The 23,105-nt window shown below is 71.3% G+C and carries 19 protein-coding genes; 13 read left to right on the forward strand and 6 right to left on the reverse strand.

Translation table 11 applies throughout. From position 1 onward, the window contains the following. Positions 1 to 119: 119 nt before the first annotated feature. The 3 genes from ACZ7CH_RS26885 to lysA all read left to right on the forward strand — a co-directional run bounded on the left by ACZ7CH_RS26885 (position 120) and on the right by lysA (position 3,768). Positions 120 to 1,562 carry a flavin monoamine oxidase family protein gene (locus ACZ7CH_RS26885; protein WP_470372405.1) on the forward strand — a complete coding sequence of 481 codons (1,443 nt, stop codon included), beginning with the start codon at positions 120 to 122 and terminating at the stop codon, positions 1,560 to 1,562. Positions 1,563 to 1,819: 257 nt separating this feature from the next. Further along, complete coding sequence (locus ACZ7CH_RS26890; RefSeq protein ID WP_470372406.1) at positions 1,820 to 2,275, forward strand: hypothetical protein; 456 nt, start codon at positions 1,820 to 1,822, stop codon at positions 2,273 to 2,275. Between the two features lie 179 nt (positions 2,276 to 2,454). Then, positions 2,455 to 3,768, forward strand: a complete 1,314-nt coding sequence (gene lysA / locus ACZ7CH_RS26895) for a diaminopimelate decarboxylase (protein WP_470375204.1) — start codon at positions 2,455 to 2,457, stop codon at positions 3,766 to 3,768. A 131-nt stretch (positions 3,769 to 3,899) separates the two neighbouring features. Here the strand turns inward: lysA and sph are convergent, their stop codons facing one another. Further along, positions 3,900 to 4,832, reverse strand: coding sequence for a sphingomyelin phosphodiesterase (gene sph / locus ACZ7CH_RS26900; protein ID WP_470375205.1), 933 nt, complete (start codon positions 4,830 to 4,832; stop codon positions 3,900 to 3,902). 113 nt (positions 4,833 to 4,945) lie between these two features. Between sph and ACZ7CH_RS26905 the strand changes: the two genes are divergently transcribed. Next, a complete protein-coding gene (locus tag ACZ7CH_RS26905; protein ID WP_470375206.1) occupies positions 4,946 to 5,407 on the forward strand; it encodes a hypothetical protein in 462 nt (153 codons plus the stop codon). Positions 5,408 to 5,411: 4 nt separating this feature from the next. Here the strand turns inward: ACZ7CH_RS26905 and ACZ7CH_RS26910 are convergent, their stop codons facing one another. Next, entirely contained in the window at positions 5,412 to 6,035 is a 624-nt protein-coding gene (locus ACZ7CH_RS26910) for a TetR/AcrR family transcriptional regulator (protein WP_470375207.1), read from the reverse strand. Positions 6,036 to 6,093: 58 nt separating this feature from the next. On the opposite strand from ACZ7CH_RS26910, the gene ACZ7CH_RS26915 reads away from it, so the two are divergent. Then, complete coding sequence (locus ACZ7CH_RS26915; protein ID WP_470375208.1) at positions 6,094 to 7,041, forward strand: NAD(P)-dependent alcohol dehydrogenase; 948 nt, start codon at positions 6,094 to 6,096, stop codon at positions 7,039 to 7,041. Positions 7,042 to 7,054: 13 nt separating this feature from the next. Here the strand turns inward: ACZ7CH_RS26915 and ACZ7CH_RS26920 are convergent, their stop codons facing one another. Beyond that, positions 7,055 to 7,645 carry a bifunctional 4-hydroxy-2-oxoglutarate aldolase/2-dehydro-3-deoxy-phosphogluconate aldolase gene (locus ACZ7CH_RS26920; protein WP_360400503.1) on the reverse strand — a complete coding sequence of 197 codons (591 nt, stop codon included), beginning with the start codon at positions 7,643 to 7,645 and terminating at the stop codon, positions 7,055 to 7,057. Between the two features lie 113 nt (positions 7,646 to 7,758). Here ACZ7CH_RS26920 and ACZ7CH_RS26925 point away from each other — a divergent pair, with 113 nt between their 5' ends. Then, entirely contained in the window at positions 7,759 to 8,619 is an 861-nt protein-coding gene (locus ACZ7CH_RS26925; protein WP_470375209.1) for an NYN domain-containing protein, read from the forward strand. A gap of 58 nt (positions 8,620 to 8,677) precedes the next feature. Beyond that, positions 8,678 to 9,895: a GDSL-type esterase/lipase family protein gene (locus tag ACZ7CH_RS26930; protein ID WP_470375210.1), complete on the forward strand. Its 1,218-nt coding sequence runs from the start codon at positions 8,678 to 8,680 to the stop codon at positions 9,893 to 9,895. A 2-nt stretch (positions 9,896 to 9,897) separates the two neighbouring features. Here ACZ7CH_RS26930 and ACZ7CH_RS26935 read toward each other — a convergent pair whose 3' ends face one another. Beyond that, entirely contained in the window at positions 9,898 to 10,800 is a 903-nt protein-coding gene (locus ACZ7CH_RS26935; RefSeq protein ID WP_470375211.1) for an NAD(P)/FAD-dependent oxidoreductase, read from the reverse strand. 48 nt (positions 10,801 to 10,848) lie between these two features. On the opposite strand from ACZ7CH_RS26935, the gene ACZ7CH_RS26940 reads away from it, so the two are divergent. The 5 genes from ACZ7CH_RS26940 (at position 10,849) to ACZ7CH_RS26960 (ending at position 18,933) form a co-directional block, all read left to right on the forward strand. Next, positions 10,849 to 11,418 (forward strand): helix-turn-helix domain-containing protein, encoded by a 570-nt coding sequence (locus ACZ7CH_RS26940; RefSeq protein WP_360400491.1) that lies wholly within the window; start codon positions 10,849 to 10,851, stop codon positions 11,416 to 11,418. Positions 11,419 to 11,509: 91 nt separating this feature from the next. After that, positions 11,510 to 12,334: a class I SAM-dependent methyltransferase gene (locus tag ACZ7CH_RS26945; protein WP_470372414.1), complete on the forward strand. Its 825-nt coding sequence runs from the start codon at positions 11,510 to 11,512 to the stop codon at positions 12,332 to 12,334. 157 nt (positions 12,335 to 12,491) lie between these two features. Continuing rightward, on the forward strand, positions 12,492 to 15,584 hold the full coding sequence (locus ACZ7CH_RS26950; protein WP_470375212.1) for a PA14 domain-containing protein: 3,093 nt from the start codon (positions 12,492 to 12,494) through the stop codon (positions 15,582 to 15,584). Between the two features lie 40 nt (positions 15,585 to 15,624). Next, on the forward strand, positions 15,625 to 16,638 hold the full coding sequence (locus ACZ7CH_RS26955; protein WP_360400482.1) for a LacI family DNA-binding transcriptional regulator: 1,014 nt from the start codon (positions 15,625 to 15,627) through the stop codon (positions 16,636 to 16,638). Between the two features lie 102 nt (positions 16,639 to 16,740). Then, positions 16,741 to 18,933: a discoidin domain-containing protein gene (locus ACZ7CH_RS26960; RefSeq protein ID WP_470375213.1), complete on the forward strand. Its 2,193-nt coding sequence runs from the start codon at positions 16,741 to 16,743 to the stop codon at positions 18,931 to 18,933. 123 nt (positions 18,934 to 19,056) lie between these two features. Here the strand turns inward: ACZ7CH_RS26960 and ACZ7CH_RS26965 are convergent, their stop codons facing one another. Continuing rightward, a complete protein-coding gene (locus tag ACZ7CH_RS26965; protein WP_470375214.1) occupies positions 19,057 to 19,959 on the reverse strand; it encodes a DUF1996 domain-containing protein in 903 nt (300 codons plus the stop codon). A gap of 226 nt (positions 19,960 to 20,185) precedes the next feature. On the opposite strand from ACZ7CH_RS26965, the gene ACZ7CH_RS26970 reads away from it, so the two are divergent. Continuing rightward, on the forward strand, positions 20,186 to 21,478 hold the full coding sequence (locus ACZ7CH_RS26970; RefSeq protein WP_470375215.1) for a hypothetical protein: 1,293 nt from the start codon (positions 20,186 to 20,188) through the stop codon (positions 21,476 to 21,478). A 37-nt stretch (positions 21,479 to 21,515) separates the two neighbouring features. On the opposite strand, the gene ACZ7CH_RS26975 is transcribed toward ACZ7CH_RS26970, so the two are convergent. After that, entirely contained in the window at positions 21,516 to 23,096 is a 1,581-nt protein-coding gene (locus tag ACZ7CH_RS26975) for a Na+/H+ antiporter (protein ID WP_470375216.1), read from the reverse strand. Positions 23,097 to 23,105: the final 9 nt, after the last annotated feature.

The raw sequence follows: 23,105 nt of genomic DNA on the forward strand, positions 1-23,105 counted from the left end.
CTGGACAACACCACCCCATCGTGTCGTAGTCCGGTGTTTGATTCGGCAGTACGGTCGAACCGAGGACGGCCGCCTCTCCTACCAGCTCAGGACGAAGACGGTGAGTGAGGGGTTCGGTCATGGCTTTGGACGTGCTCGACCTGTTGAAGGACGGGTTGCCGGAGAGTTCGGCGCCGAAGCGCCGGGTCGCGGTGGTCGGTGCCGGGATGGCGGGCTTGACGGCCGCCTTGCTGCTCAAGGAAGCCGGGCACGAGGTCACCGTCCTGGAGGGACAGAACCGGTTGGGTGGGCGCATCCTCACCCACCGCGGGTTCGCGGGTGACATGTACGGCGAGTTCGGCGCGATGCGCTTCCCGGAGCAGCACCCCTTGGTGCAGTGGCTCATCAAGGACAAGTTCGGCCTCGCGACCAAGCCCTTCCCGATGTACGACGAGGACACGTTCATCTACCTGCAGGGCAAAGGCGTGCGGCGGCGCGACTTCGACGCGACCTCGTTCAACTTCGACCTGTCCACGGCAGAGGCCGACAAGGCACCGCACGAACTGCTGCGGCACACCGTGCAGCCGTTGATCGACCTGATGGAGAGCGAGGGGCCGGACAAGGCCTGGCAGAAGATCCTCGTCGACTACGACAAGTACACGCTGCTGGGCTACCTCAAGGAGCGCGGGCTCGGTGACGGCGCGCTGTCCATGCTCGGCCCGCTGTTCAACCTGGAGGGTCGCTACCACTTCTCGCTCGTCGAGTGGTTCTCCCACTACTACGAGGACGTCTTCGGCGATCTCACGTACATAGTGGACGGAGCAGAGTCGCTGCCCCGCGCGTTCGAGCCGTACCTGATGGACGACATCCGGCTCGGCGCGCAGGTGCACGGCATCGACCAGGACGAGAGCGGGGTGCGCGTGCACTACCGCTCGGGCCGCCGATCGCACACCGTCGTCGCGGACGAGGTGGTGGTGACCGTGCCGTTCGCGGCCCTGCGGCACATGGAGATCCAGGGCCTCGACCCGGACAAGTGGTACGCGATCCGCAACACCTACTACGGCCGCGCGCACAAGCTGTTCATGCAGTTCAGCGAGCGGTGGTGGGAGAGCGCGTACGGCATCACGCACGGGCTCACGGTGACCGACCTGGCCATCCGCAACATCGTCTACCCGCCAGCCGGTCAGGACCCCCGCTACCGCAAGGGTGTGATGATCGCGTCCTACTGCTGGGAGCAGGACAGCATGCCCTACACGCCGCTGGCCGGCGAGGAGAGCGTGCAGCAGGCGCTGGAGGACCTGGTCAAGATCCACCCGGAGGCGCGGGACACCTTCGAGTTCGGCGTCTACAAGGACTGGGCGCTGGACTGGTACGCGTGCGGCATCGGCCCGCTGTTCCGCGCGTTCGAGATGAGCGAGGGCTTCTACGAGGACGTGATCCGGCCGGTGGGCCGGGTGTGGTTCGCCAACGACGCGTGCGACCGCCGTCACCGCCGCTGGGTGGAGGGCGCGCTCAAGGCCGCGGTGAAGAACGCCTTCGCCATCAACGAGGGGCTGCGCGACGAGGTGCCCTGGAAGGACTAGCCCGAGTTTCAGCCCGGGGCGGCGAAGTGCGGGCCTTGGTTGATCACGGATGAAGCCCTTGGACGATCGTTCTTCCTGTCGAGGGAGGAAGATCGCTGCCAAGGGCTTCAGCGTGCAGGATGCCGGTGAACCGGTGTGGGCAGGAGCCCTTTCGGCGGGCGGGCACGCTGTGCGACGCGGTGTTGCGTGTGGACTGGTGTCACCCGGTCGGGGACGGCAACGAGCCGGAGCGCGTCTACGGCCGCAGAATCGGACTCGTGGAGGCAACGGACAAGGTACTGCTGATCGACCTGGAGAACGTGGTCGGACCGAACCAGCCGCGTCCTCGCCTGCTGCGCGCGAGGGTAGGTGCGCTGGTGGCGGCGGCCGGGCCGGTTCATCACGTGATGGCCGGCTACAGCCATCCGGGCACGCACGAGGACCTCACGCTCAGCGTGCTGGCGGAGCTCGGGATCGCCGCGTGCCGGGTGCCGCAGCACGCCAACGCCGCCGAACACGCCTTGCTGTGCCACGCGCGGTATGCCCACCAGCAGGGCTGCCGCAGCTTCGCCGTGGCGTCGGCTGATCGTGCGTTCACCGCGCTGGCCGACTACGGGGAGTTCGACGTCCTGATCTGGGAGGGCCAGCCGGTCGCTGCCAGGTTGGAGGCCTGCGCACACCGCGTGGTGCGGGTACCGCGTCCGGTGCTCGCTCCGGTCGCCGCGGCTCGGTGAACTGCACGGCGGGCGGGAGCACCTGGGCGCCGAGCCGTGCGGTACCACCTGCGCAACCGATCGCCGATGTGGTCCGGGCCACCCGGCCCGTCAGGATCGCGTCAAAGCGGGCCCCCACCGTGTCAGGGACTCGTCGCGGGCCCTGACACCGCACCGGTGACCGGCGTGCAATCACCGGCATGACACTCGCTGAGTTGTTGCCCAGCACCGGATGCTCCACCGGACCGGTGCTGGAACAGGGCCTGTGGCCGGACGGAACCCGGCTCGACGGCGCTGACCTCGTCATCGGTGGAGTGCCCGTCTCGCGGCTGGCGGCCCAGTTCGGCACGCCGTGCCAGGTGCTGGACGAGGCGACGGTGCGTGCGCGGGCACGGGCGTTCGTCAGCACGCTGCCCGAGGCGGAGGTGGTGTTCGCGGGGAAGTCACTGCCGTGTCCCGAGGTGTACCGGTGGATGGCCGCCGAAGGGCTTTCGCTGGACGTGTCGTCCGCGGGGGAGCTGGCGCTGGCGCGGGTCGCGGGGTTTCCGGCCGCGCGGATCGTCCTGCACGGCAACGTGAAGACCGGTGAGGACCTCAAAGCCGCGCTCGCGTACGGGGTGTCGCGGGTCGTGGTCGACTCGTTCGACGAGATCGCCCAGCTCGGCTCCCTCGCCCGGCACGGGCAGGAGGTGATGGTGCGGGTGACGCCCGGTGTGGACGCGCAGACCCACGCCGCCATCGCCACCGGGGTGGAGGACCAGAAGTTCGGGTTCTCGCTGGCGTCCGGTGCGGCACTGGAGGCGGTGCGGCGGGTGGCGGAGCAGCCGTCGTTGCGGCTGGTCGGGGTGCACTGCCACCTCGGGTCGCAGGTGCGGCACGTGGCGGCGTACGAGGAGGCGGTGCGGCGGATGGTCGGGTTGATCGCGTCGTGCGGGGTGCGGATCGAGCAGCTGGACCTGGGTGGCGGGTTCTGCGCGCCGTACCTGCCGGGGGAGCCGGCGTTCGACCTGGCCGGGTTCGCGCACCGGGTGCGGGTGGCGCTGAGCTACGAGTGCGGGGTGCACCGGGTGCCGGTGCCGCGGGTGCTCATCGAGCCGGGCCGGTCGATCGTCGCGAACGCCGGGGTGACGCTGTACCGGGTGTGCGCGGTGAAGCGGTCGGCGGCGAGGACGTTCGTGGCGGTGGACGGCGGGATGAGCGACAACCCGCGGCCCGCGTTGTACGGGGCGAAGTACGCGGTGCGGCTCGTCGGGCGGGGCGGCCGCCGGGCGCCGGTGACCGTGGTCGGGCGGCACTGCGAGGCCGGCGACGTGCTCGCGCAGGACGTGCCGCTGCCCGCGGACGTGCACGCCGGTGACCTGCTGGCGGTGCCCGTGACGGGTGCGTACCACCACGCGCTGGCGTCGAACTACAACCAGGTCGGCCGGCCGCCGGTCGTCGCGGTCCGCGACGGTGTGGCGCGGCCGGTCGTGCGGCGGGAGACCGAAGAAGACTTGCTGCGCCGGTACGTCTGAGCACCTGGCCAGAAGCCTTGCCCGCTCCCTGCTTGCAGACGCCAGCAGAGCAAGGGGCGGGGGACTTGGGGCGGCGAAGGCACAACAGCTGGCAACCTGCGTGAGCGAAGCGGCTGTGTTGCGGCGGGCGCTCAGCCCGTGGCGAAGACGGGGTAGTGGTCGGACAGGTCGGTGTAGGTGTGCTTGCGGCCCCACGACCAGACCGTCCACTCCAGACTCTTCACCCGCCGGGTCTCGTTGACCAGTGGAGGTCCCTGGACCGTGAGCACGTAGTCGAGGTGCTCCGAGGCGTACTCGGGCCCGTACTGGTCGCGGCAGACGCTGTTGTCGGCGCAGTCCCACGAGTACGGGTGCCCGGTGATCGTCGGCGTCCGCGCGCCCAGTTCGGTGACCATGCTCGCGAACTCGGCGCTCGCCCGGACGACGTTGAGGTCACCCGCGACGTAAACGGGTTCGGTGGCGGGGATGGCACGTGCGGTGAGGAACGCCCTGATCTCGGCCCGCTGCTTGGCCCGGTACCCGCCCGGCGCGCTGGTGCAGGCCGAGTCCTCCGCCTGCAGGTGGGTGCCGATCACGTGCAGCGGCCCGCTCGGCGACTCGATGCGCACGTACGCGAACCCCTTGTTGGAGAACCAGTCCGCGCCGCACGCGTCGCGGTAGACGTGCTGGACCCGTGTCGTGATCGGCCACCGGCTCAGCACCGCCACACCGCCGTCCTCGGGCGTCTCGTCGCGGTAGGCGCCGCTCGTGACGTCCCAGCCGGCCCGGCTGCGGCCCAGCACCGGCGTCTGGTGCGGGTAGGTGTCGCGCAGGTTGCCCAGCAGCCGATCGGAGGCGGCGTTGTCGAAGGCCTCCTGCAGCACTACGACGTCCTGGCCGTTCAGCGTGCCGGTGCTGTCGATAAGGTCGGCGCGGGCGACCTGGCCCCAGTTGGGGTAGAGGTTCCGCGACAGCATGAAGACGTTGTAGGTGGCGATCTTCGGGGCAGCCGCGGCAGGGGCGGCGGTCGCCGGTGCCGCGGTGATCGCGAGCGCGACGGCGGCGGCGAGCGTGATCAGGCGCATGAGGGCCGATGGTGCAGTACGTGAAACTCCTTCACAACTGCTGATGCATGGCCCGATGGTGTCGTATCGATTAAGTCCTGCCGACCGCTGCGCGTGGTCACTACGCTGGTGCGATGGGGGAGTTGCAGGCACGCAGGCGAGCCGGTGTGGTGGTCGGGGCGGTGGTGTTCGCGTCCGTGCTGGCCGGAGTGGTCGCGGCCATGCCGTCCGACGGGCCCGCGATCGAACGGGTTGAGGCGGAGGCGTTGCTCGACGAGGCGGTGCGGCTGGCCCCGGCGGGTGACCACGGCCGGTTCTGCGAGTCGGTCGCGCAGGTGCCCGGCATCTGCAGAGGGCTGGTGGACGACGCGCGCTCGTCGGGGCAGGCGCCGGGCGGTGATCGGCCTGTCGTCGTGTCGTTCGAACCTGACGCCGGGTCCACCGGTGGCTCCCGGGTAGCGGTTCTGCGCCTGCGGGCGACCAGCGCCGACCGGTCGGTCGTCGAGAGCGACTTCGCCGTGGTGCGGTCCGGTGACGGGCGGCTCGCCGGCCTCACGCCGGTGTACTGGTCCGGCGTGCGGTACTCGGCCCGATAACGGCTCAGCTCAACGCCGCGTCGAGCGAGATGGTGACGGGACGGGGGAGCGGGCCGGCCCCTTCTGCGCGGAACGCCTGCAGCAGGTAGGCCACGAGCCGGCGGGAGGCGTCCGCGGTCGCCTCGGGCGTACTGGCCCGGATTCCGCCGTTCGCCTGCAGGACGAGGGCGAGGTCGGCCGGGTCGAAGTCGCGGCGCAGCGCACCGGCCGCCTGGGCGCGGCGCACCAGCTCTGCGAAGCCCCGCTCGGCCTGCTCGCGCAGCGTCCTGAACTCCACCGCGTGCGGGAAGGCCGTGATGAACGCCTTGGAGAACCCCTGGTCCCTGGCCTGCATCGCGCACACCTGGGTGATCACCCGGCAGAACGCGCGCCACGGGTCGGGGTCGGCGAGGGCGGTGTCGAGCAGGCCGACGCACTCGTGCATCTGCTCGGAGAACGCCTCCGCGACCAGGTCCTCCTTGGTCGGGAACCGGCGGTAGAGGGTCGCGACGCCGAGGCCGGCGCGGCGTGCGATCTCGCTCATCGGGACCGCCAGGCCTTCCGCCGCGAAGACCTCCCGTGCCGTGTCGAGGATCCTGGTCCGGTTGGCGGCCGCGTCCGTGCGCAAGCGAGGCGATGTCGTCGACACCCCTCTCACTTTAGGCGAAGTGGATGACACCGTCCGGTTCCGGTCGTAGAACTGGAGCATGGTTTCCACTTCGATGCGGCTCGCGACCTACGACCGGTACGGGCCCGCTGAGGTCCTGTCCGTGACCACCGGGCCCGTCCCGCGGCCACGCCCCGGTGAGGTCCTGGTCCGGGTGCGGGCCGTGTCGGTCAACGGCGGCGAGCTGGCGATGCGTGCCGGGCGGCTGCGCCCGTTCAGCGGCAAGAACTTTCCCAAGCGGGTGGGCATCGACCTGGTCGGCGAGGTCGTCGCGCCGGAGAACAGCAGGTTCGCGGCGGGTGACCTGGTCTGGGGCGTGCTGGGGCGGCGGATGGGCTCGGCCGCGGAGTACGTGGCCGTACCGGCCGAGCGGCTCGACCACGTTCCCGCCGGGCTCGACGCCGTGCAGGCCGCCGCGTTGCCCGTCGGGACCACGGCGATCACCGCGTTGCGCGACCTGGCCGCGCTCGCGCCCGGTGAGCGGCTGCTCGTCCGGGGAGCGACGGGCGGCGTCGGCTACATCGCCGTGCAGCTCGGGAAGGCGATGGGGGCGCACGTCACCGGGTTGGCCAGTGCCAAGAACCTGGACCTGGTGACCGGGCTCGGAGCGGACGAGGCGGTCGACTACCGCGCGCCCGGCGATCTGGGGCGTTTCGACGTCGTGCTCGACACCGTCGGCACCGACCTGCCCGCCTTCCGCCGGTTGCTCACCCCGCGCGGGCGGCTGGTGGCGATCGCGTTCGACCTCGACCGCCCGGTCCGCTCACTGGGTTACATCGCGGCGCACGCGCTGCACCGCACCCGCTGGACCCGCTTCTTCAGCGGCAACCCGACCGCCCCGCTGATCGCCGAGCTCGGCCGCCTGGTCGCGACCGGGGCGATCCGCCCGCAGGTCGACCGGGTGTTCCCGCTGGCCGACATCGCTGCCGCGCACGGTGCGCTGGAGCACGGCGGTGTGCGGGGCAAGGTGGTCGTGCAGATCGACTGAACCACCCGTGGTGCTACGGCCGCAGCAGCGCCTGGAGCTCGGCCAACGGCGTGCGGGTGAGAGCCGACCCGACCCCGCACGCCACCGCACCCGCCGCGAGCCACGCGGGCACGTCGGCCGGTGCGACACCGCCCGTCGGCACCAGTGGTGCGTGCGGCAGCACGGCGAGCACGTCCTCGACCCACCGCGGGGTGGGCGCCGGGAACACCTTCACGGCGTCCGCGCCCGCCTCCAGCGCCTGGACCACCTCGGTGACGGTGGCGGCACCGGGCAGCACGGCGGCGCCGTAGCGGTGACCGGCGCGGATCACGGCCGGTTCGAGGTTGGGCGCCACCAGGAACCGGGCGCCCGCGCGGACGGCGGCGACGGCGGAGGTCTCGTCCAGCACGGAACCGGCGCCGATGGTGGCGTCCGGGTGGCTCGCGCGCAGCTCGCGGATGGCGTCCAGCGCGCCGGGGTTGGTCAGCGGGAGCTCCAGCGACGTGAGGCCCGCGTCCAGCAACGGGACGGCGGCCTTCACCGCGGACTCGGCGTCGGTGGTGCGGACGATCGCGATGATGCCCTGCCGCACGACCGCCTGCGTGATCTCGTAGCGGTAGCTCACGCTCGCCACCCTACTGACCATAAACTGTGGACTGTTCCCGGCGCGGAGCCGGGACGCGCGCTGCCGGGGTCGGGCGATCCGCAGGCCCTGACCGGGTCGGTAATGTCTGTCCGATGGGGATCGTCCGCATCGGCGTGTTCTACGACGGCACGTGGTTCGCCTACCTCAGCGACTTCTACGCCACCGCGCACCGGCGGGCGGCGCGGATCTCGGTGGACGGGCTGCACGACGCCGTGCGCTGGTTCGTCCACGCCGAGACCGGCCGGCCGCTCGACGAGTGCGTGGTCGCGGAGGCCCACTACGTGCGCGGCCGCATCGAGACCCCGGCGGCGTCGTTCGACGCGGTGCTGAACGCCGCCGGGATCACGCGGCACGACATGCCCTTGCACGGCGGCAAGGAGAAGGGCGTCGACGTCCACCTCGCGCTGGAGGCCTGGGACCGGGCGACCACCGCGCCGCTGGACTGGGTCGTCCTGCTCACCGGTGACGCGGACTTCGCGCCGCTGGTGACCAGGCTGACCGCGCGCGGCGTGCACGTGGTGCTGCCGGTGGTGGACGTGCGGTCGGGGGAGGACATGCCCTCGTGGACCCCGCGCACCGCCGCGCCGTTGCGGGCCGCGACGCCGTTCACGCCGGGGTTCGACGAGCTGTTCGCGCCCGGTGACCAGCCGGACTACCCGCTGCGCCGGGCGTTCGTGCGCTCGTCGGAGGCGGTGGCGTCACCGGTCGGCGCACCGCGCGGCCGCCGCAGGGGCACGGTCGCGACCTGGAAGTCCGGGCAGTCGCACGGCTTCATCACCGACTCCAAGGGCGGGTCGTGGTTCGTCTCGCGCGACGACCTGCCGGAGGGGCTGACGCTGCTGCTGGCGGGAACACCGGTGTCGTTCACCGGGTCACCGGTGCCGATGGCGGGCCGCAAGTACCCGCGGGCGCAGTTCGTACAGCTCGGCGACGTGCCGCCACCCGCCAAGTGAGACGGCTGTGACACAGCACATGGTTACAGCACGTGCGTGAGTGGGCACTCTACGGCGCATGGATTTACCCATCCAGGTGATCGCCGTCGTGCTCGCCGCTGTCCTCGCGCCCGCCGCCCCCGAGGCCGGTCGGCCCGGCTGGTTCACCTCGTGGGCGCAGTCGCAGCAAAACCTCGCCCCGGTCGCCGTGCGCGACCAGTCGCTGCGGATGATCACGCACCTCAGCCAGGGCGGCAGCGCCGTGCGGGTCAGGCTGCAGAACACGTTCGGGCGGCAGCCGCTGACCGTCGACCGCACCACCGCGGGGCTCAGCACCGGTGACGCGGCGGTCTCCCGGCCGGTGGACGTCACGTTCGGCGGGCGCCGGAGCGTGACCATCCCGGCCGGTGGCGAGGTGTGGAGCGACCGGACCCCGCTCGACACGGCGCCGGGCACCGACCTCGCGGTCAGCACGTACGTCAGCGGCGACGTCGTCCCCGGCCGGCACGAGTCGGCGTTCCGCGACAACTACCTCACCCCGGCGGGCTCGGGTGACCACACGGCCGACACCGGCGCCGCCGCCTACACCGAACGCGTCCAGTCGACGTACCTCGTCAGCGCCGTGGACGTGTTCAACCCGCGGCTGCGGGGGACGATCGTGCCGTTCGGCAGCTCGGTGGTCGACGGCGTCGGCAGCACGAACTGCGGTCCGGGCTGCACCGAGCCCGGCACGAACAAGCGCTGGACGGACGTGCTCGCACGGCGGATCGTGGCCGAACTGCCCGCCGACCAGCAGTTGGCCGTGGCCAACGCGGGCGTCAGTGGCACGACGAGCGCCGTCTGCCCGAGGACACCGGATGCGTTCGTCGGACTCGATGCGTTGTCGCGGCTGGAAAGGGACGTTCTCGCGCTGCACGGCGTCACCGACGTCATTTACTACTACGGCACGAACGACATCGCGAACGGCTGCACGGCCAACGACATCGTCACCAGCTATCGCGCCGTGTTCGACCGTCTGCGCAAGGCCGGTATCGACGTGCACGTCACGCCGATCACGCCGCGACCCGGTTACAGCGACCAGAACAACGTGGACCGGCACACCGTCAACGACTTCGTGAAGCGCGGCGGCGACTGCTCCGGCACCTGCACCGAGGTCGTGGACCTCGACCAGGTGCTGGAAGACCCGCTGCGGCCCAACAGCATCAACCCGCTCTACGACACCGGCGACGGCGTGCACGCGAACATCAGGGGACAGCAGGCGATCGCCGACTACGTGGCGCTGAAGTCGTTCCGCTGACCTCAGTGCAGCAGGTCGGCGTTGATGTGCGCGCCCGCGAGCGCTCCGGCCGCGGCGGACGCGCCGACCTGCGCGGTGGGGTCGGTGGCGTTGCCCGCGACCCACACGCCCGGCACGTCGGTGGTGCCCGCCGCGCCGCTGACGAACCGGCGGCCCAGCCCGTTGGGCAGGTCCTCCACCGGCAGGCCGAGCCCCTCGACGCCCTCGGTGCGGGCGAGCATCCTGGTGACGACGGCGATCACCCGGCGCGGCACGACCTCGCCGTCGGTGAGCCGGATGCCGCTGATGTCGTCGCCGTCGGACTCGACCTCCGCGACGGGCGTGTCCACGACCCGGATGCCCTTCGCGGCGAAGCTCGCGCGGGTCTCGGCGTCGAGCCCCGTGCCGTTCGCGAAGTAGACGAGGTCGTCGGTGAGCTGCCGGAACAGCAGCGCGTGGTGCACCGACGCCGGCCCGACCGCGAGCACGCCGATCGGTTCGTCGCGCACCTCCCAGCCGTGGCAGTACGGGCAGTGCACCAGGCCGCGGCCCCAGTGGCGGGCCAGGCCGGGCACGTCGGGGAGCACGTCGCGCAGCCCGGTGGCGATGAGCAGCCGGCGGGCGTGCAGGACCCGGCCGTCCCTCAGCGTGACGGTGAAGCCGTCCTGCGCCCGTGCGGTCGCCGCGACCTCGCCGGCGATGATCTGCCCGCCATAGCCCTCGACCTCCTCGCGGCCGCGTTTGAGCAGGTCGGCGGGCGGGATGCCGTCGTGGCCGAGGAGGCCGTGCACGCCGTGGGCGGGCGCGTTGCGGGGCGTGCCGCTGTCGACCACGGCAACGGTGCGGCGGGAACGGGCCAGCACGAGGGCGCCGCTCAGTCCGGCGGCACCACCGCCGATCACCACGGCGTCGAAGTTCTTCGTCATGGCACCGACGGTAGGTGCGCCTTGCGGATCGAGCATACGATCGTGCGCATGACGCAAGAAGATGGCGAGCTGGACAGCCTCGTGCGCAAACGGATCCGCGCGCTGCGGCTCGCGCAGGGCTGGTCGCTGGAGGAGCTGGCGACCCGCGCGCGGCTGAGCCCGTCCTCGCTCAGCCGCATCGAGAACGGTCAGCGCCGCCTCGCCCTCGACCAGCTCGTCGTGCTCGCGCGGGCGCTGGACACCTCGCTGGACCAGCTCGTCGAGACCGACACCGAGGACGTGATCGTCAGCCCGCTGATCGACGGCGCGCACGGCCAGATGCGCTGGCCGATCAGGGCCGAGCCCGGCATCACCGTGATCCGCCAGCGCATGACCACCCCGCCGCCGGACAGCCCCTCGGGCCTGCGCGCGCACTCCGGGCACGAGTGGCTCGTCGTGCTGTCCGGGACCGCGATCCTGCTGCTGGGCAACCGCCGGTACCGCGTGGAGACCAACCAGGCCGCCGAGTTCCCGACGATGCTGCCGCACGCCATCGGCACCGCGGGCGGGCCGTGCGAGGTCATGGGCATCTTCGACCGCGAGGCGCGGCGGGGGCACAACGAGCGGAAAACGGGCTGATCTTGCGCTTCCGGCAGGGCTGAGGACGACCTGTTTGCTTCCTGCGCAAGACGCCGTGCATCTGGCGCACGGCGGTCCTAGTTTGGGTTGCATGAACCACGAGCACGGACACGGACACGGCGCTGGTCACGGCCACAGCCACGACCACGGGATGGCGGACATCCTCGACCTCGACGCCGAGGTGGTCGCCGAGCACACCGCCGACCTCATCCGGTGGCTGCCCGTCGACCGCCCCCGCCAGGTCGTGGACCTGGGCTGCGGCACCGGCGCCGGCACGTTCGCGCTGCTGGCCGAGTTCCCGGAGGCGCACGTCACCGCAGTCGACACGGACGTCGACCACCTGCGGCGTCTGCGCGAGAAGGCCTGCGAGCTCGGCCTCGCCGACCGCGTGACCACCGTCCAGGCCGACCTGGACACCACCTGGCCCGACCTCGGCACCCCGGACCTGGTGTGGGCATCGGCCTCGATGCACCACATGGCCGACCCCGCACGCGCCCTGCGCCAGGTCCACGACGTCCTCGCTCCGGGCGGCCTGTTCGCGGTCGTCGAGCTCGCCGGCTTCCCCCGCTTCCTCGGCACCGACCTCGAAGACCGCATCCACGCCGCCAGCGACCGCCGCCACGCCGACCTCGTCCCGCACCGCGGCGCCGACTGGGGCCCGAAGCTGACCGCCGCCGGCTTCACCGTGGAGGCCGAGCGCACCCTCGCCATCCACCTCCCGCAGTCCGAAGTGGTCGGTCGCTACGCACTGGCCGGCCTGCGGCGCATGCGCGGCACCGTCGACGACGTGCTGTCCGCGGAGGACCTGGCCGCGTTCGACGACCTCCTCGACCCGCACAGCCCCACCGGTCTGCTGCACCGCACCGATCTGGCCGTGCGCACCGAACGTTCCGTATGGGCCGCACGGAAGGCATAGCTCACGGGGTGACGATCGGCGCCGCTGCCTGTCCGGCAACTTGTCCGGTTTGACATGCCTGATACCTCCGAACGGCCGTAGCAGGGACTCCGAACCCTGTGCGTGGATGTATGGGAGCGCTCTTACAACGTTGTAAATTCGAAGGGGAATCTCGCCGATGAGGAAAGCCGCCCCCGCACTCCTCGCCCTGCTGCTCACACTGGGCGTCATGCCAGGAACACCACCGGCCGGCGCCGCCGAGCCCGTGCACGGGCTGAAGGGCGAGTACTTCAGCATGTCGGCGCCGGGGGCCAGGGACTTCGCGAACCTCGCCGGCACGGTGCTCGACGCCGAGGTCAACCACTCGGACCTCACCTCGACGTTCGGGTTCCTGGCCGGGCGCACCGAGCACACGACGGCGCGGTGGACCGGGCAGATCGCGGTGCCGCAGACCGGTGACTACACGTTCCACGCCATCGGGGACAACGGGTTCCGGCTCTTCGTGGACGGGCAGCCGGTCATCGACCACTGGGTGGGGGACTGGGACCGCGAGCAGACCAGTGCGCCGGTCGCGCTCACCGCGGGGCGCCAGTACGACTTCCGGCTGGAGATGTTCCAGGACGTCGGCGGCGCCAACATGTACCTGCGCTGGTCGAGCGCGACCACGCCGAAGCAGATCGTGCCGGAGTCCGCGTTCACGCCGCCCGCGGACTTCCGGGTCGTGCCGCGCAGCGCGCAGGTCTCGAAGGACGGGCGGACGCTCACCGCGGACTTCGACGGGCGCGTCACGGGGACGTCCGACCTCAGGGAGCACCTGCGGGTCGAGGTCGACGCCACGCCGATGCCGGTCTCGGTCGTCACGGCCAGCCGCGGCAGGGTGACCGTGCGGCTCGCGGAGGAAGTGCTCAAGAGCCAGCGGGTGAAGATCTACTACGACGGTGCCGGTGCGCTCGCCGTGGACGGGCGGAAGGTCGAGAAGACGGCCCGCACGGTGAAGAACACCTCGGCCGAGCGGCTCAGGACGCCGTGGGGCGAGAACTTCGACGCGCGCAACCCGTTGCCGGAGTACCCGCGGCCGCAGCTCGAGCGCGACCGGTGGCTCAACCTCAACGGGCCGTGGGAGTTCGCGGGTGCCAAGGCCGGTGAGCAGCCGCGGTTCGGCAAGAAGCTGCCGGAGAAGATCATCGTGCCGTACCCGGTCGAGTCGCAGCTCTCCGGCCTCGAACGGCACGAGGACCACATGTTCTATCGCAGGACCGTCACCGTGCCGCACGACTGGCGGATCGGCAGCGGGCAGCGGCTCAAGCTCAACTTCGGCGCCGTCGACTACCAGGCCAAGGTCTGGGTGAACGGCACGCTGGTCGCCGAGCACACCGGCGGCTACACGGCGTTCAGCGCGGACATCACCGACGCCCTCAAGCGCGGTGAGCAGGAGATCGTCGTCGCCGTCACCGACACCACCGGCCCGCACCAGCCCAAGGGCAAGCAGTCGCCCAACCCCAGTGGCATCTTCTACACGCCGTCGTCGGGCATCTGGCAGACCGTGTGGCTGGAACCGGTCGCGGACAAGGGCATCGACGGGATCAAGACGACCCCGGACCTGGCCACCGGCACGCTCACGGTCAACGTGCGGTCCGCCGGCACCGGGACCGTCACGGCCGTCGCCCGCGACGCCAGGGGCAAGCAGGTCGGCACCGTCACCGGGCCGGCGAACGCGGACCTGGCGCTGCCCGTGCCGAACGCGCACCTGTGGACGCCGGACGACCCGTACCTCTACAAGCTCGACGTCACGCTCGGCAAGGACAAGGTCAAGAGCTACTTCGGCATGCGCTCGACCGGCATCGCGAACGTCGGCGGCACGCCCAAGCTGACCCTCAACGGCCAGCCGGTCTTCAACCTCATGCAGCTCGACCAGGGCTTCTACCCGGACGGCCTGAACACCGCGCCCAGTGACGAGGCGCTGGTCTTCGACCTGAAGGCGCAGAAGGACCTCGGCTTCAACGCGGTGCGCAAGCACATCAAGGCGGAGCCCGCCCGCTGGTACTACCACGCGGACCGGCTCGGACTGCTGGTGTGGCAGGACTTCGTGTCGCTGGAGGACGGCAACGACCCCGGCGCGCAGCAGGCCTTCGTCAGCCAGGGCCGCGAGCTGATGGAGCAGCTGCACAACTACCCGTCCATCTACGCCTGGATCGTGTTCAACGAGGGCTGGGGCGAGTGGGACCGCACGGTCACCGGTCAGATCACCGACCAGGTCAAGGCCGCCGACCCGAGCCGGATCGTCAACGCCCACAGCGGCGTGAACTGCTGCGCGTCCAAGGGCGACAGCGGCAGGGGTGACGTGCTCGACCACCACGACTACAACAACACCGACCCGGCCCGCCCGGACGGCAAGCGCGTCGTGGTGGACGGCGAGCACGGTGGCTTCACGCTGCGCACGCCGGGGCACCAGTGGCCGGGCGCGCCGATCGCGATCTACAGCGGTGTGGCGGACAAGGCGGCGCTGACGGCGAAGTACGTCGACAACACCCGCACGTTCTACCTCGGCCAGGCCCGCGCCGAGCTGTCCGCGTCGGTCTACACCCAGGTCACGGACCTGGAGGGCGAGCTCAACGGCCTGTGGACCTACGACCGCAAGCGCATCAAGGTCGACCCCGGTCCCGTCCGCGAGATCAACCGGCGCGTCATCGAGGCCGGGGCGAACGCGGGCAAGCCGTACCCGTACGCGGGCAGCGGCGAGTGGAAGCTCGACGAGACCAGGGGAGCCGTCGCCGAGGACTCGACCGGCAAGAACCCGCTCACGCTCAGCCCGACCGGCGCCACCTGGAAGGACGGCGCGCTGCAGTTCCACAACGGCTCGGCGGACACCTACGGCCCGGTGGTCGACACGACCGGCGACTACGCGGTGTCCGCGAAGGTGCGGCTCGACGAGGTGCCCGGCAACTACGCCACCGCCGTCAGCCAGGACGGCCGCGAGCGGGAGAACCCCTTCTACCTGCAGTACGGGCAGGGCGCGTTCGCGTTCAGCACGCCGGGCGGCAACCGGGCCCGGTTCGAGACCACGCCGGAGATCGGCCGCTGGTACGAGCTGAAGGGCGAGCGCAGGGGCGGCGAGATCCGGCTCTACGTGGACGGCGCGCTGGTCGCCACCGCGGCGGCGGGTCCGGCGGTCGTGAGCACCGGCGCGTTCACGGTGGGACGAGCCAAGTACAACGGCCAGAACGTCGACTTCTGGCCTGGTGCGATCAAGGACGTGCGCGTCACGTCCTGATGTTGGGAGAACGCTCTCCCTGCGTGGTACAACCGGTGGCATGAGCAAGAGCGCACCCACGTTGGAGGACGTCGCCAGAGTTGCGGGTGTCTCGCGCGCGACCGTGTCGCGCGTGGTCAACGGCACCCGCAACGTCGACCCTCAGCTCCAGGAGACGGTGCGCAGCGCGATCGAGCAGACCGGGTACTCGCCCAACCGGGCGGCCCGGTCCCTCGTGACCCGCAGGACCGGCACGGTCGCGCTGGTGATCTCCGGTGCCGGCGGCGGGTCGGACGTGTTCACCGACCCGTTCTTCGGCCGAGTCGCGGCGGGCGTGGTCGACTTCCTGCGCCCGCACAGCGTGCACCCGGTGCTCATGCTCGCCGACTCCGAACCGGCCAGGACCGAGGTGGTCGAGTTCCTGCGGCAGGGCAGTGCCGACGGCGCGCTGCTCGTCACCACCCACCCCGCCGACCCGTTGCCGGCCCGGCTGCTGGCCGCCGGGGTGCCCTCGGTGCTCTACGCCCGGCCCGGCGCGCCCACGCCCGTCAGCTACGTCGACATGGACCACCGCGCGGGCGGGCGGCTCGCGGCCGACCACCTGGTGGCGTCCGGGCGCACGGACGTCGTCACCATCTCCGGCCCGCTCGACGTGCTGGCGAGCCAGGACCGGCTTGCCGGGTTCCGCGATGCCATGGCCCGCCACGGTTTCCCGTACGTGCCGAGCGCGGAGGGCGGGTTCACGGCGGAGAGCGGCGGGGCCGCGATGACCCGGCTGCTCACCGAGCACCCCGACCTCGACGGCGTCTTCGCCGCCAACGACCTGATGGCGCAGGCGGCGGTGTTCGTCATCCAGGAGCACGGGCTGCGCGTCCCCGACGACGTGGCGGTCGTGGGCTTCGACGACAGCACGCCCGCGCTCGCGTGCCGCCCGCAGCTCACGACCGTGCGGCAGCCGGTCGAGCAGATGGCCGCCGCGATGGCCGAGCTGCTGCTCACCGACCTGGAAAAACCGGGACAACGCCCGAGATCCGTCATCTTCGAACCGGAACTCGTCGTCCGCGCCTCTGCTTGATTGACCTGTCCGACACGCGGGGTTAACGTTCGGGAGAGCGCTCTCACGGCGACCGGTCGCCACCCGTCCCGGGCTCCACGCCCCTTCGTGTCAGGCAGGATCATGGGCATACCCCTGTCCAGGGTGGCCGCGCTCTCCGCCGCCGCCCTGTGTCTCGTGACCACCGTCAGCGCCACGACCTCGACCTCCGCCGGTGCCGCCGCGTGCGGTACCGCCAACGTCGCCCTCAACAAGACCGCCACGGCGTCCTCGACCGAGAACGGTGGCACCCCCGCGTCCGCCGCCGTCGACGGCAACGCGGGTTCGCGGTGGTCGTCGCAGTTCTCCGACCCGCAGTGGGTGCAGGTCGACCTCGGCTCCACGCAGCAGGTCTGCCGGGTGACCCTGGCCTGGGAGGGGGCGTACGGCAAGGCGTTCCAGGTGCAGGTGAGCAACAACGCGAGCTCCTGGAGCACCCTGTACTCGACCACGACCGGTACCGGGGGCACGCAGGCGCTCGACGTCAACGGTTCTGGCCGGTACGTGCGGGTGCTGGGCACCCAGCGCGGCACCGGGTACGGCTACTCGTTGTGGGAGCTGAGCGTCAACGCGGTGACCGACTCCACCGGGGTGCCGCCGACGGACCCGCGGAACCCGGACTTCGGGCCGAACGTGTTCGTGTACGGGCCGGGGTCGTCGCAGTCGGAGATGCAGTCGCGGCTGGACGCGATCTCCGCGCAGATGAAGACCAACCAGTTCGGGCCGCAGCGCTACGCCGTGTTGTTCAAGCCGGGCAGCTACAACGCCGATGTGAACCTGCGGTTCTACACGCAGGTCGCGGGTCTGGGGCTGAACCCGGACGACGTGAACATCAACGGCCACATCCGCGTCGAGGCCGACTGGTTGCAGCAGGGCGACGACCCGAACAACCTCGGCAACGCGACGCAGAACTTCTGGCGTGGCGCGGAGAACCTGTCGGTGACGCTGCCGGCCAACCAGATCGAACGCTGGGCGGTGTCGCAGGCCACGGCGTACCGGCGGATGCACCTGCGTGGCCAGGCGCACCTGTGGAACGGCTACGACGGCTGGGCCAGCGGTGGCCTGATCGTCGACAGCAAGATCGACGGCGTGGTCGTCTCCGGTTCGCAGCAGCAGTTCCTGACCCGCAACAGCAACCTCGCGGGCGGCTGGTCCGGCTCGGTGTGGAACATGGTGTTCGCCGGTACGCAGGGCGCCCCCGCCGACCACTTCCCGAACCCGTCGCACACGACCGTGGACACCTCTCCGGTGACGCGCGAGAAGCCGTACCTGTACCTCGACGGCTCCGGTGAGTACCGGGTCTTCCTGCCCGCGCTGCGCACCAACTCCCGCGGCACCAGCTGGGAGAACGGCAACCCCGGCACGTCGGTGTCGCTGGCGGACTTCTTCATCGTCAAGCCCGGCACCCCGGTCGCGACCACCAACGCCGCACTGGCCCAGGGCAAGCACCTCCTGCTCACGCCCGGTGTGCACCAGGTCGACGACACGATCCGCATCACCCGCCCGAACACCGTCGTGCTCGGCCTGGGCCTCGCCACGCTGACGCCGACCACCGGGAAGGCCGCGCTCACCACGTCCGATGTGGACGGTGTACGGCTGGCCGGCTTCCTGGTCGACGCCGGCGTGCAGAACTCCCCGGTGCTGCTGGAGATCGGTGACGCCGGCACCGCGGACCACTCGGCGAACCCGACCTCGCTGCACGACGTGTACCTGCGCGTCGGCGGTTCCCAGGCGGGCAAGGCGACGGTCAGCATGCGGGTCAACAGCCGCAACACGATCATCGACCACACCTGGGTCTGGCGCGCCGACCACGGCGAGGGCGTCAGCTGGACCGCCAACCCCGGCCAGAACGGCGTGGTCGTCAACGGCGACAACGTCATCGCCTACGGCCTGTTCGTCGAGCACTACCAGCAGCACAACCTGATCTGGAACGGCAACGGCGGCCGGGTGTACCTCTACCAGAACGAGCTGCCGTACGACCCGCCGAACCAGGCGGCGTGGATGAACGGCTCCAAGCGCGGCTGGGCCGGCTACAAGGTCGCCGACTCGGTGACCACGCACCAGGCGTTCGGCGTCGGCGTGTACTGCTTCAACCAGGCCAACCCGAGCGTGGTCACGGACAACGCGTTCGAGGCGCCGAACCGGACGGGTGTGCGGTTCACGCACCTGGTCGCGGTGTCGCTGGGCGGTGTGGGCACGATCGCCAACGTCATCAACGGCACCGGCGGGCAGGCGGACCTCGCGAACCAGGTCCGCTACGTCGTGAGCTACCCCTGACAGCGGGATGAGCGCCTGACGGGCGCCGCGGCCACCCCCGGTCGCGGCGCCCGTCCTGCTCCGCGGTGGAAGGGGAGCACCCCAGGGCACGCGCCGCCCCGGGGTGCGGGGAAGGGGAGAACGCTACCTCGGCAACCGGTAGTCCGGGCCGAGGGCGGCACCCCTCTGCGGCTTGTACAGGTCATATCCACGCGGGTCGCACTGGAGACCACCGTTGATGCAGTGGCGGACCAGCGCGGCCTGGGTGGGCGCGTCCCAGGCGTTCATGAAGTCGTAGTGCCAGGTGTAGCCGCGGCCGCTGGAGAGCCGGACGCGCGACATGTCACCGGACACCGGGAACGCCATCTTGAACTCGATCATCGGCACCGCCGCCGGGTGCGACGACGGGCAGACGAGCGTCGCGCGGTCCGGGTACGCCATGTGCGACCTGTGGTCAGCCGAGTCGAGGTCGCGGCCGTTCCAGCAGCTCGGTGCCTGGTAGCGGATGTTGAGCTGGGTGCCGGGCGGGCAGTAGGCCGGGATGTCCCAGTTGTGGGAGCTGTCACCGCACTCCCAGCCCTCCACGGCGCCGGGCGCGGTGCGGAACTGCTCCTGGGTGGCACCGGGACTGCCGACCACGAACCGGATGCCCGGCGGGAACGGCACCACGTCCTGGTACCTCAGGATGCCGGACTTGTAGTAGATGACCTGCGGGAAGTTCGGCGGCACCACCTGGTCGCCGTTGTAGACCGACGGGAACCAGTACGCGGACCTGTCGTCGGGCGTCCTGCAGTTGGTCTGGGCGGCCCGCAGCGAGTCGGTGGTGGTGCGGGCGTTGGTGGACGGGTTGCCGAGGAACGTGTGGAGGTGCGACGCCCCCGCCAGCCCCGGGAAGACGATCGGGTCGTCCGGGAGGTGGTGCGTGACCGAGCAGTTCGCCTGGAACTCGTGGTGCGTGACCAGGTCGTCGGCCTGGGCTTGCTGCACGACGACAACTGCCGCCACGAGGGCGGCCGCTGCCGCCAGTGCGCTGAGCTTTCTGGACAACTGTGTCCTCCTGCCGATGGTGGGTACCGGCTTGGAGAGCGCTCTCCCACTCAGGTTCCCGCTCCGGTCCGCGAGGTGTCAAGACCGGTTCTTTGACAGCGCGGACGTCTCGTCGTACCGTGCGACAGGAAGGCTGTGAGAGCGCTCTCCCCGACACGGCCTCAGGTTCCACCGGTTGAGTAGTTCTGCGGTTCCCGTCGCGCCGGGGAGCTGACAGGGTGACCGCGTGGTGCACATGGGGGAACGGCACGGAGTGGGCCCGGCGTTGGCCCAGGTGAGTCTGGCGGGGGTGGCCGGCGCGCTGGTCGTCTCGTGCGGGATCGGGCCCGTGGTCGTGTCGCTGTTCGGCGGCCCGGTGGTGGCCGTCGTCGTCGGCGGGGTCCTGGTCGTGGTGCTCGTCGCCGCGCTGACCGCCGCGGCGTCCGTGGCGCCGGGGGAGTCGTGGCTCACCGGGAACGTCGGCGGGCGGGTGTGCTGGGCGCTGCTCGTCGGCGGCGCCGGAACCGGTGCGTGGCTGCTCGCCTGGAGCGTGTCCGACGAGGCACGCCTGGGCCTCAGCGAGTCCCCGTGGCTGTGGTGGCCCGCCACGGCCCTGCTGTTCGCGCTGGTGGCGGGGGTGTTGCTGCGCCGCTGGTACCTGGCGCTCACCTCGTTCGCGGTGCTCGTCGCGGTGGCGCTGCTGATGCTGCGCGCACTCGCGGGCGCGTTGCCGTCCGATGTGGAGCAACGCCTGGCCGCGAGCCAGGTGCCGCGCACGTCGATGATGGTGACCGCGGTGCCCGGCTACCACCTGGTGCCGGCCCAGGGGGTGTGGCACCTCGTGCCCGACGACCTCGACCCGAACGCGCCGTCGCCCGACGTCTCCCTGCACGCGCTGCCGGACGGCCCGGACTGCCGGTTCGAGCCGCACGACTCCCGTTACCCGTTCACGGACCGCTGCGAGGTCGAGCGCCCCGGCCTGTTCTTCCTGGACGGCACGCCGGTCCGCATCGGCTACGCCCACCGCGTCGGCACCACGCGCCTGCTGCTGACCGCGCCGCCGTCGTTCGACCGGGCCGTACTGCGCGAGGCGGTGCTCACCGCACGGGTCACCGACGGCGTGGCGACCGCCGTGGTGCCCGGTTACTCGGCCGGGTCCGCTTCGCCGCAGGGCACCCACTTCACCCCCGATGACCGCTCACTGCTGCCCGGCGCCCGGTACGTCTCGGTCGGACCCCGGCTGGGCGCGGGCTTCGGCGAGTGCACCTTCGGCGCGCAGGTGTGCGAGACCGAGTCGCCGGCGTTGCGCTACGAGCGCTTCGCCGATGGCCAGACCTACGTGCGCACCGAGGGCGGCCGTGAGTTCGAGGTCAGGGGCGGTCCCGGCGTTGACCGCGAGGTCCTGCGCACGGCCGCGCTCGCCGCCCGTTCCGCCACCGACGAGGAGGCGCTGGCGATGCTGCCGCCACCACCCCCGTCCCCACCGGACCGCTCACTCATGGCGTCCGTGCGCACTTTGTCCCGCACCCTGTTCAACTAACCCCCTTGCAGATGCCGGAAGAGCAGGGGGTTTTTGGTCAGTCCTCGACCTCGCGGCGGGACAACCGGACCTCCTCGACGTCCAGCCGCGCCTGCACCGTGCGCAGCACGATGTCGTCGATCGCCCGTTCGTCGCGCAGCCGCACCACGGTGGCCCGCTTGTGCGCGATCAGCTCCAGCCGCAGCGCCGCGTACTCGGCCTCGGCCTGGGTGGCCTCCTCGTCACCGTTCGCGGCGGATCGGATGACCTCCAGGTGGTGGTCGTACTCGGCGAGCACCCGCTTGTAGACGACGTCGCTGACGCCGACCTCGTCCGCGAGCCGGGGCAACGCCTCGTAGGCCTCCTCGGACGCCGTGGACTGCGCGAGCCGGAGCTCCTCGTCCAGCGCGGTGTCCTCGGGCAGGTGCGACGCCCGCACGATCACGGGCAGCAGCAGCGACTGCACGACCAGCGTCAGCACGACGACACCGGACGTGATGAGGACGATCTCCCCGCGGAACGGGAAGGGCGCGCCGGACGCGGTCGTCTCCGGCACCGCGAGCGCCGCCGCCAGCGACACGGCACCGCGGAAACCGGCTGCCGTGGTGACCATGCGCTGCCGTGCGCCGACGCGTCGCGCGCGTTGCTGAGGGCGCCGGTCGAGCGCACGGATGATGTACGGCGTGGTGTAGCTCCACACCACCCGCGAGCCCACGACCGTGAGCGCCACCAGACCGATGGTGCCGAACGCCGCCAACACCTCCGGGCCGTCCAACGCGCGCACGGCACCGTGGGCCTGCAGTCCGATCAGGACGAACAACGACCCGTTCAACAGGAACGTCGACAACCGCCAGAACGCCTCGGACTGCTGCCGCGCGTCGGCCCGCACCAGCCGCGGCCCGATCTGGCTCAGCGTCAGCCCCGCGACCACCACGGCGATCACGCCGGAGCCGTGCACGACCTCGGCCGCCAGGAACGCCGCGAACGGCGTCAGCACGCTGACCACGCTCTCCTGCACCGGGTTGTCGAGCCGCCGCCGGACCAGCACCACCAGCCACGCGCACAGCAGACCCGCCGCCGCGCCACCGGCGTAGGACAGCAGGAACCGCCACCCGACCAGCCCTGCGCTGTACTGCGCCTCGCCGACGGTGACGGCGACCGCGATGCCGTAGATGACGAGCGCGGTGCCGTCGTTGATCAGCGACTCGGCCTTGATGATCGTGGTGGTGCGCCGCGGCAGCCCACGTGCGATCGCCGCCACCGCCGTCGCGTCGGTCGGGGCCAGCGCCGCGCCGAGCACCCACGCGGGTCCCCAGGGCAGCCCCAGCGCGTGCCCCACCCACGCGATCGCCGCGGCCGTGGCGATCACCAGCACGGTGCTGGTGAGCACGATGACCCGCAGGTTCGACCTGACCTCGCGCAACGAGGTGGTGAGGCTCTCCCAGTACAGCAGCGCGGGGAGGAAGATCAGCAGCATCGCCTCCGGCGGCAGGGTCACCGACTCCAGGGCCGGCACGAACCCGAGCACCGCGCCGCACACGACCAGCAGGGCCGGTGCGGCGACGCGCAACCGCCCGGACGCGACGCTGCTCACGAGCACGCACACGCCCAGCACCACCACGAGTTCCAGACCGAGCATGTGCCCAAT

Source organism: Lentzea sp. NPDC037011 (assembly GCF_055607425.1).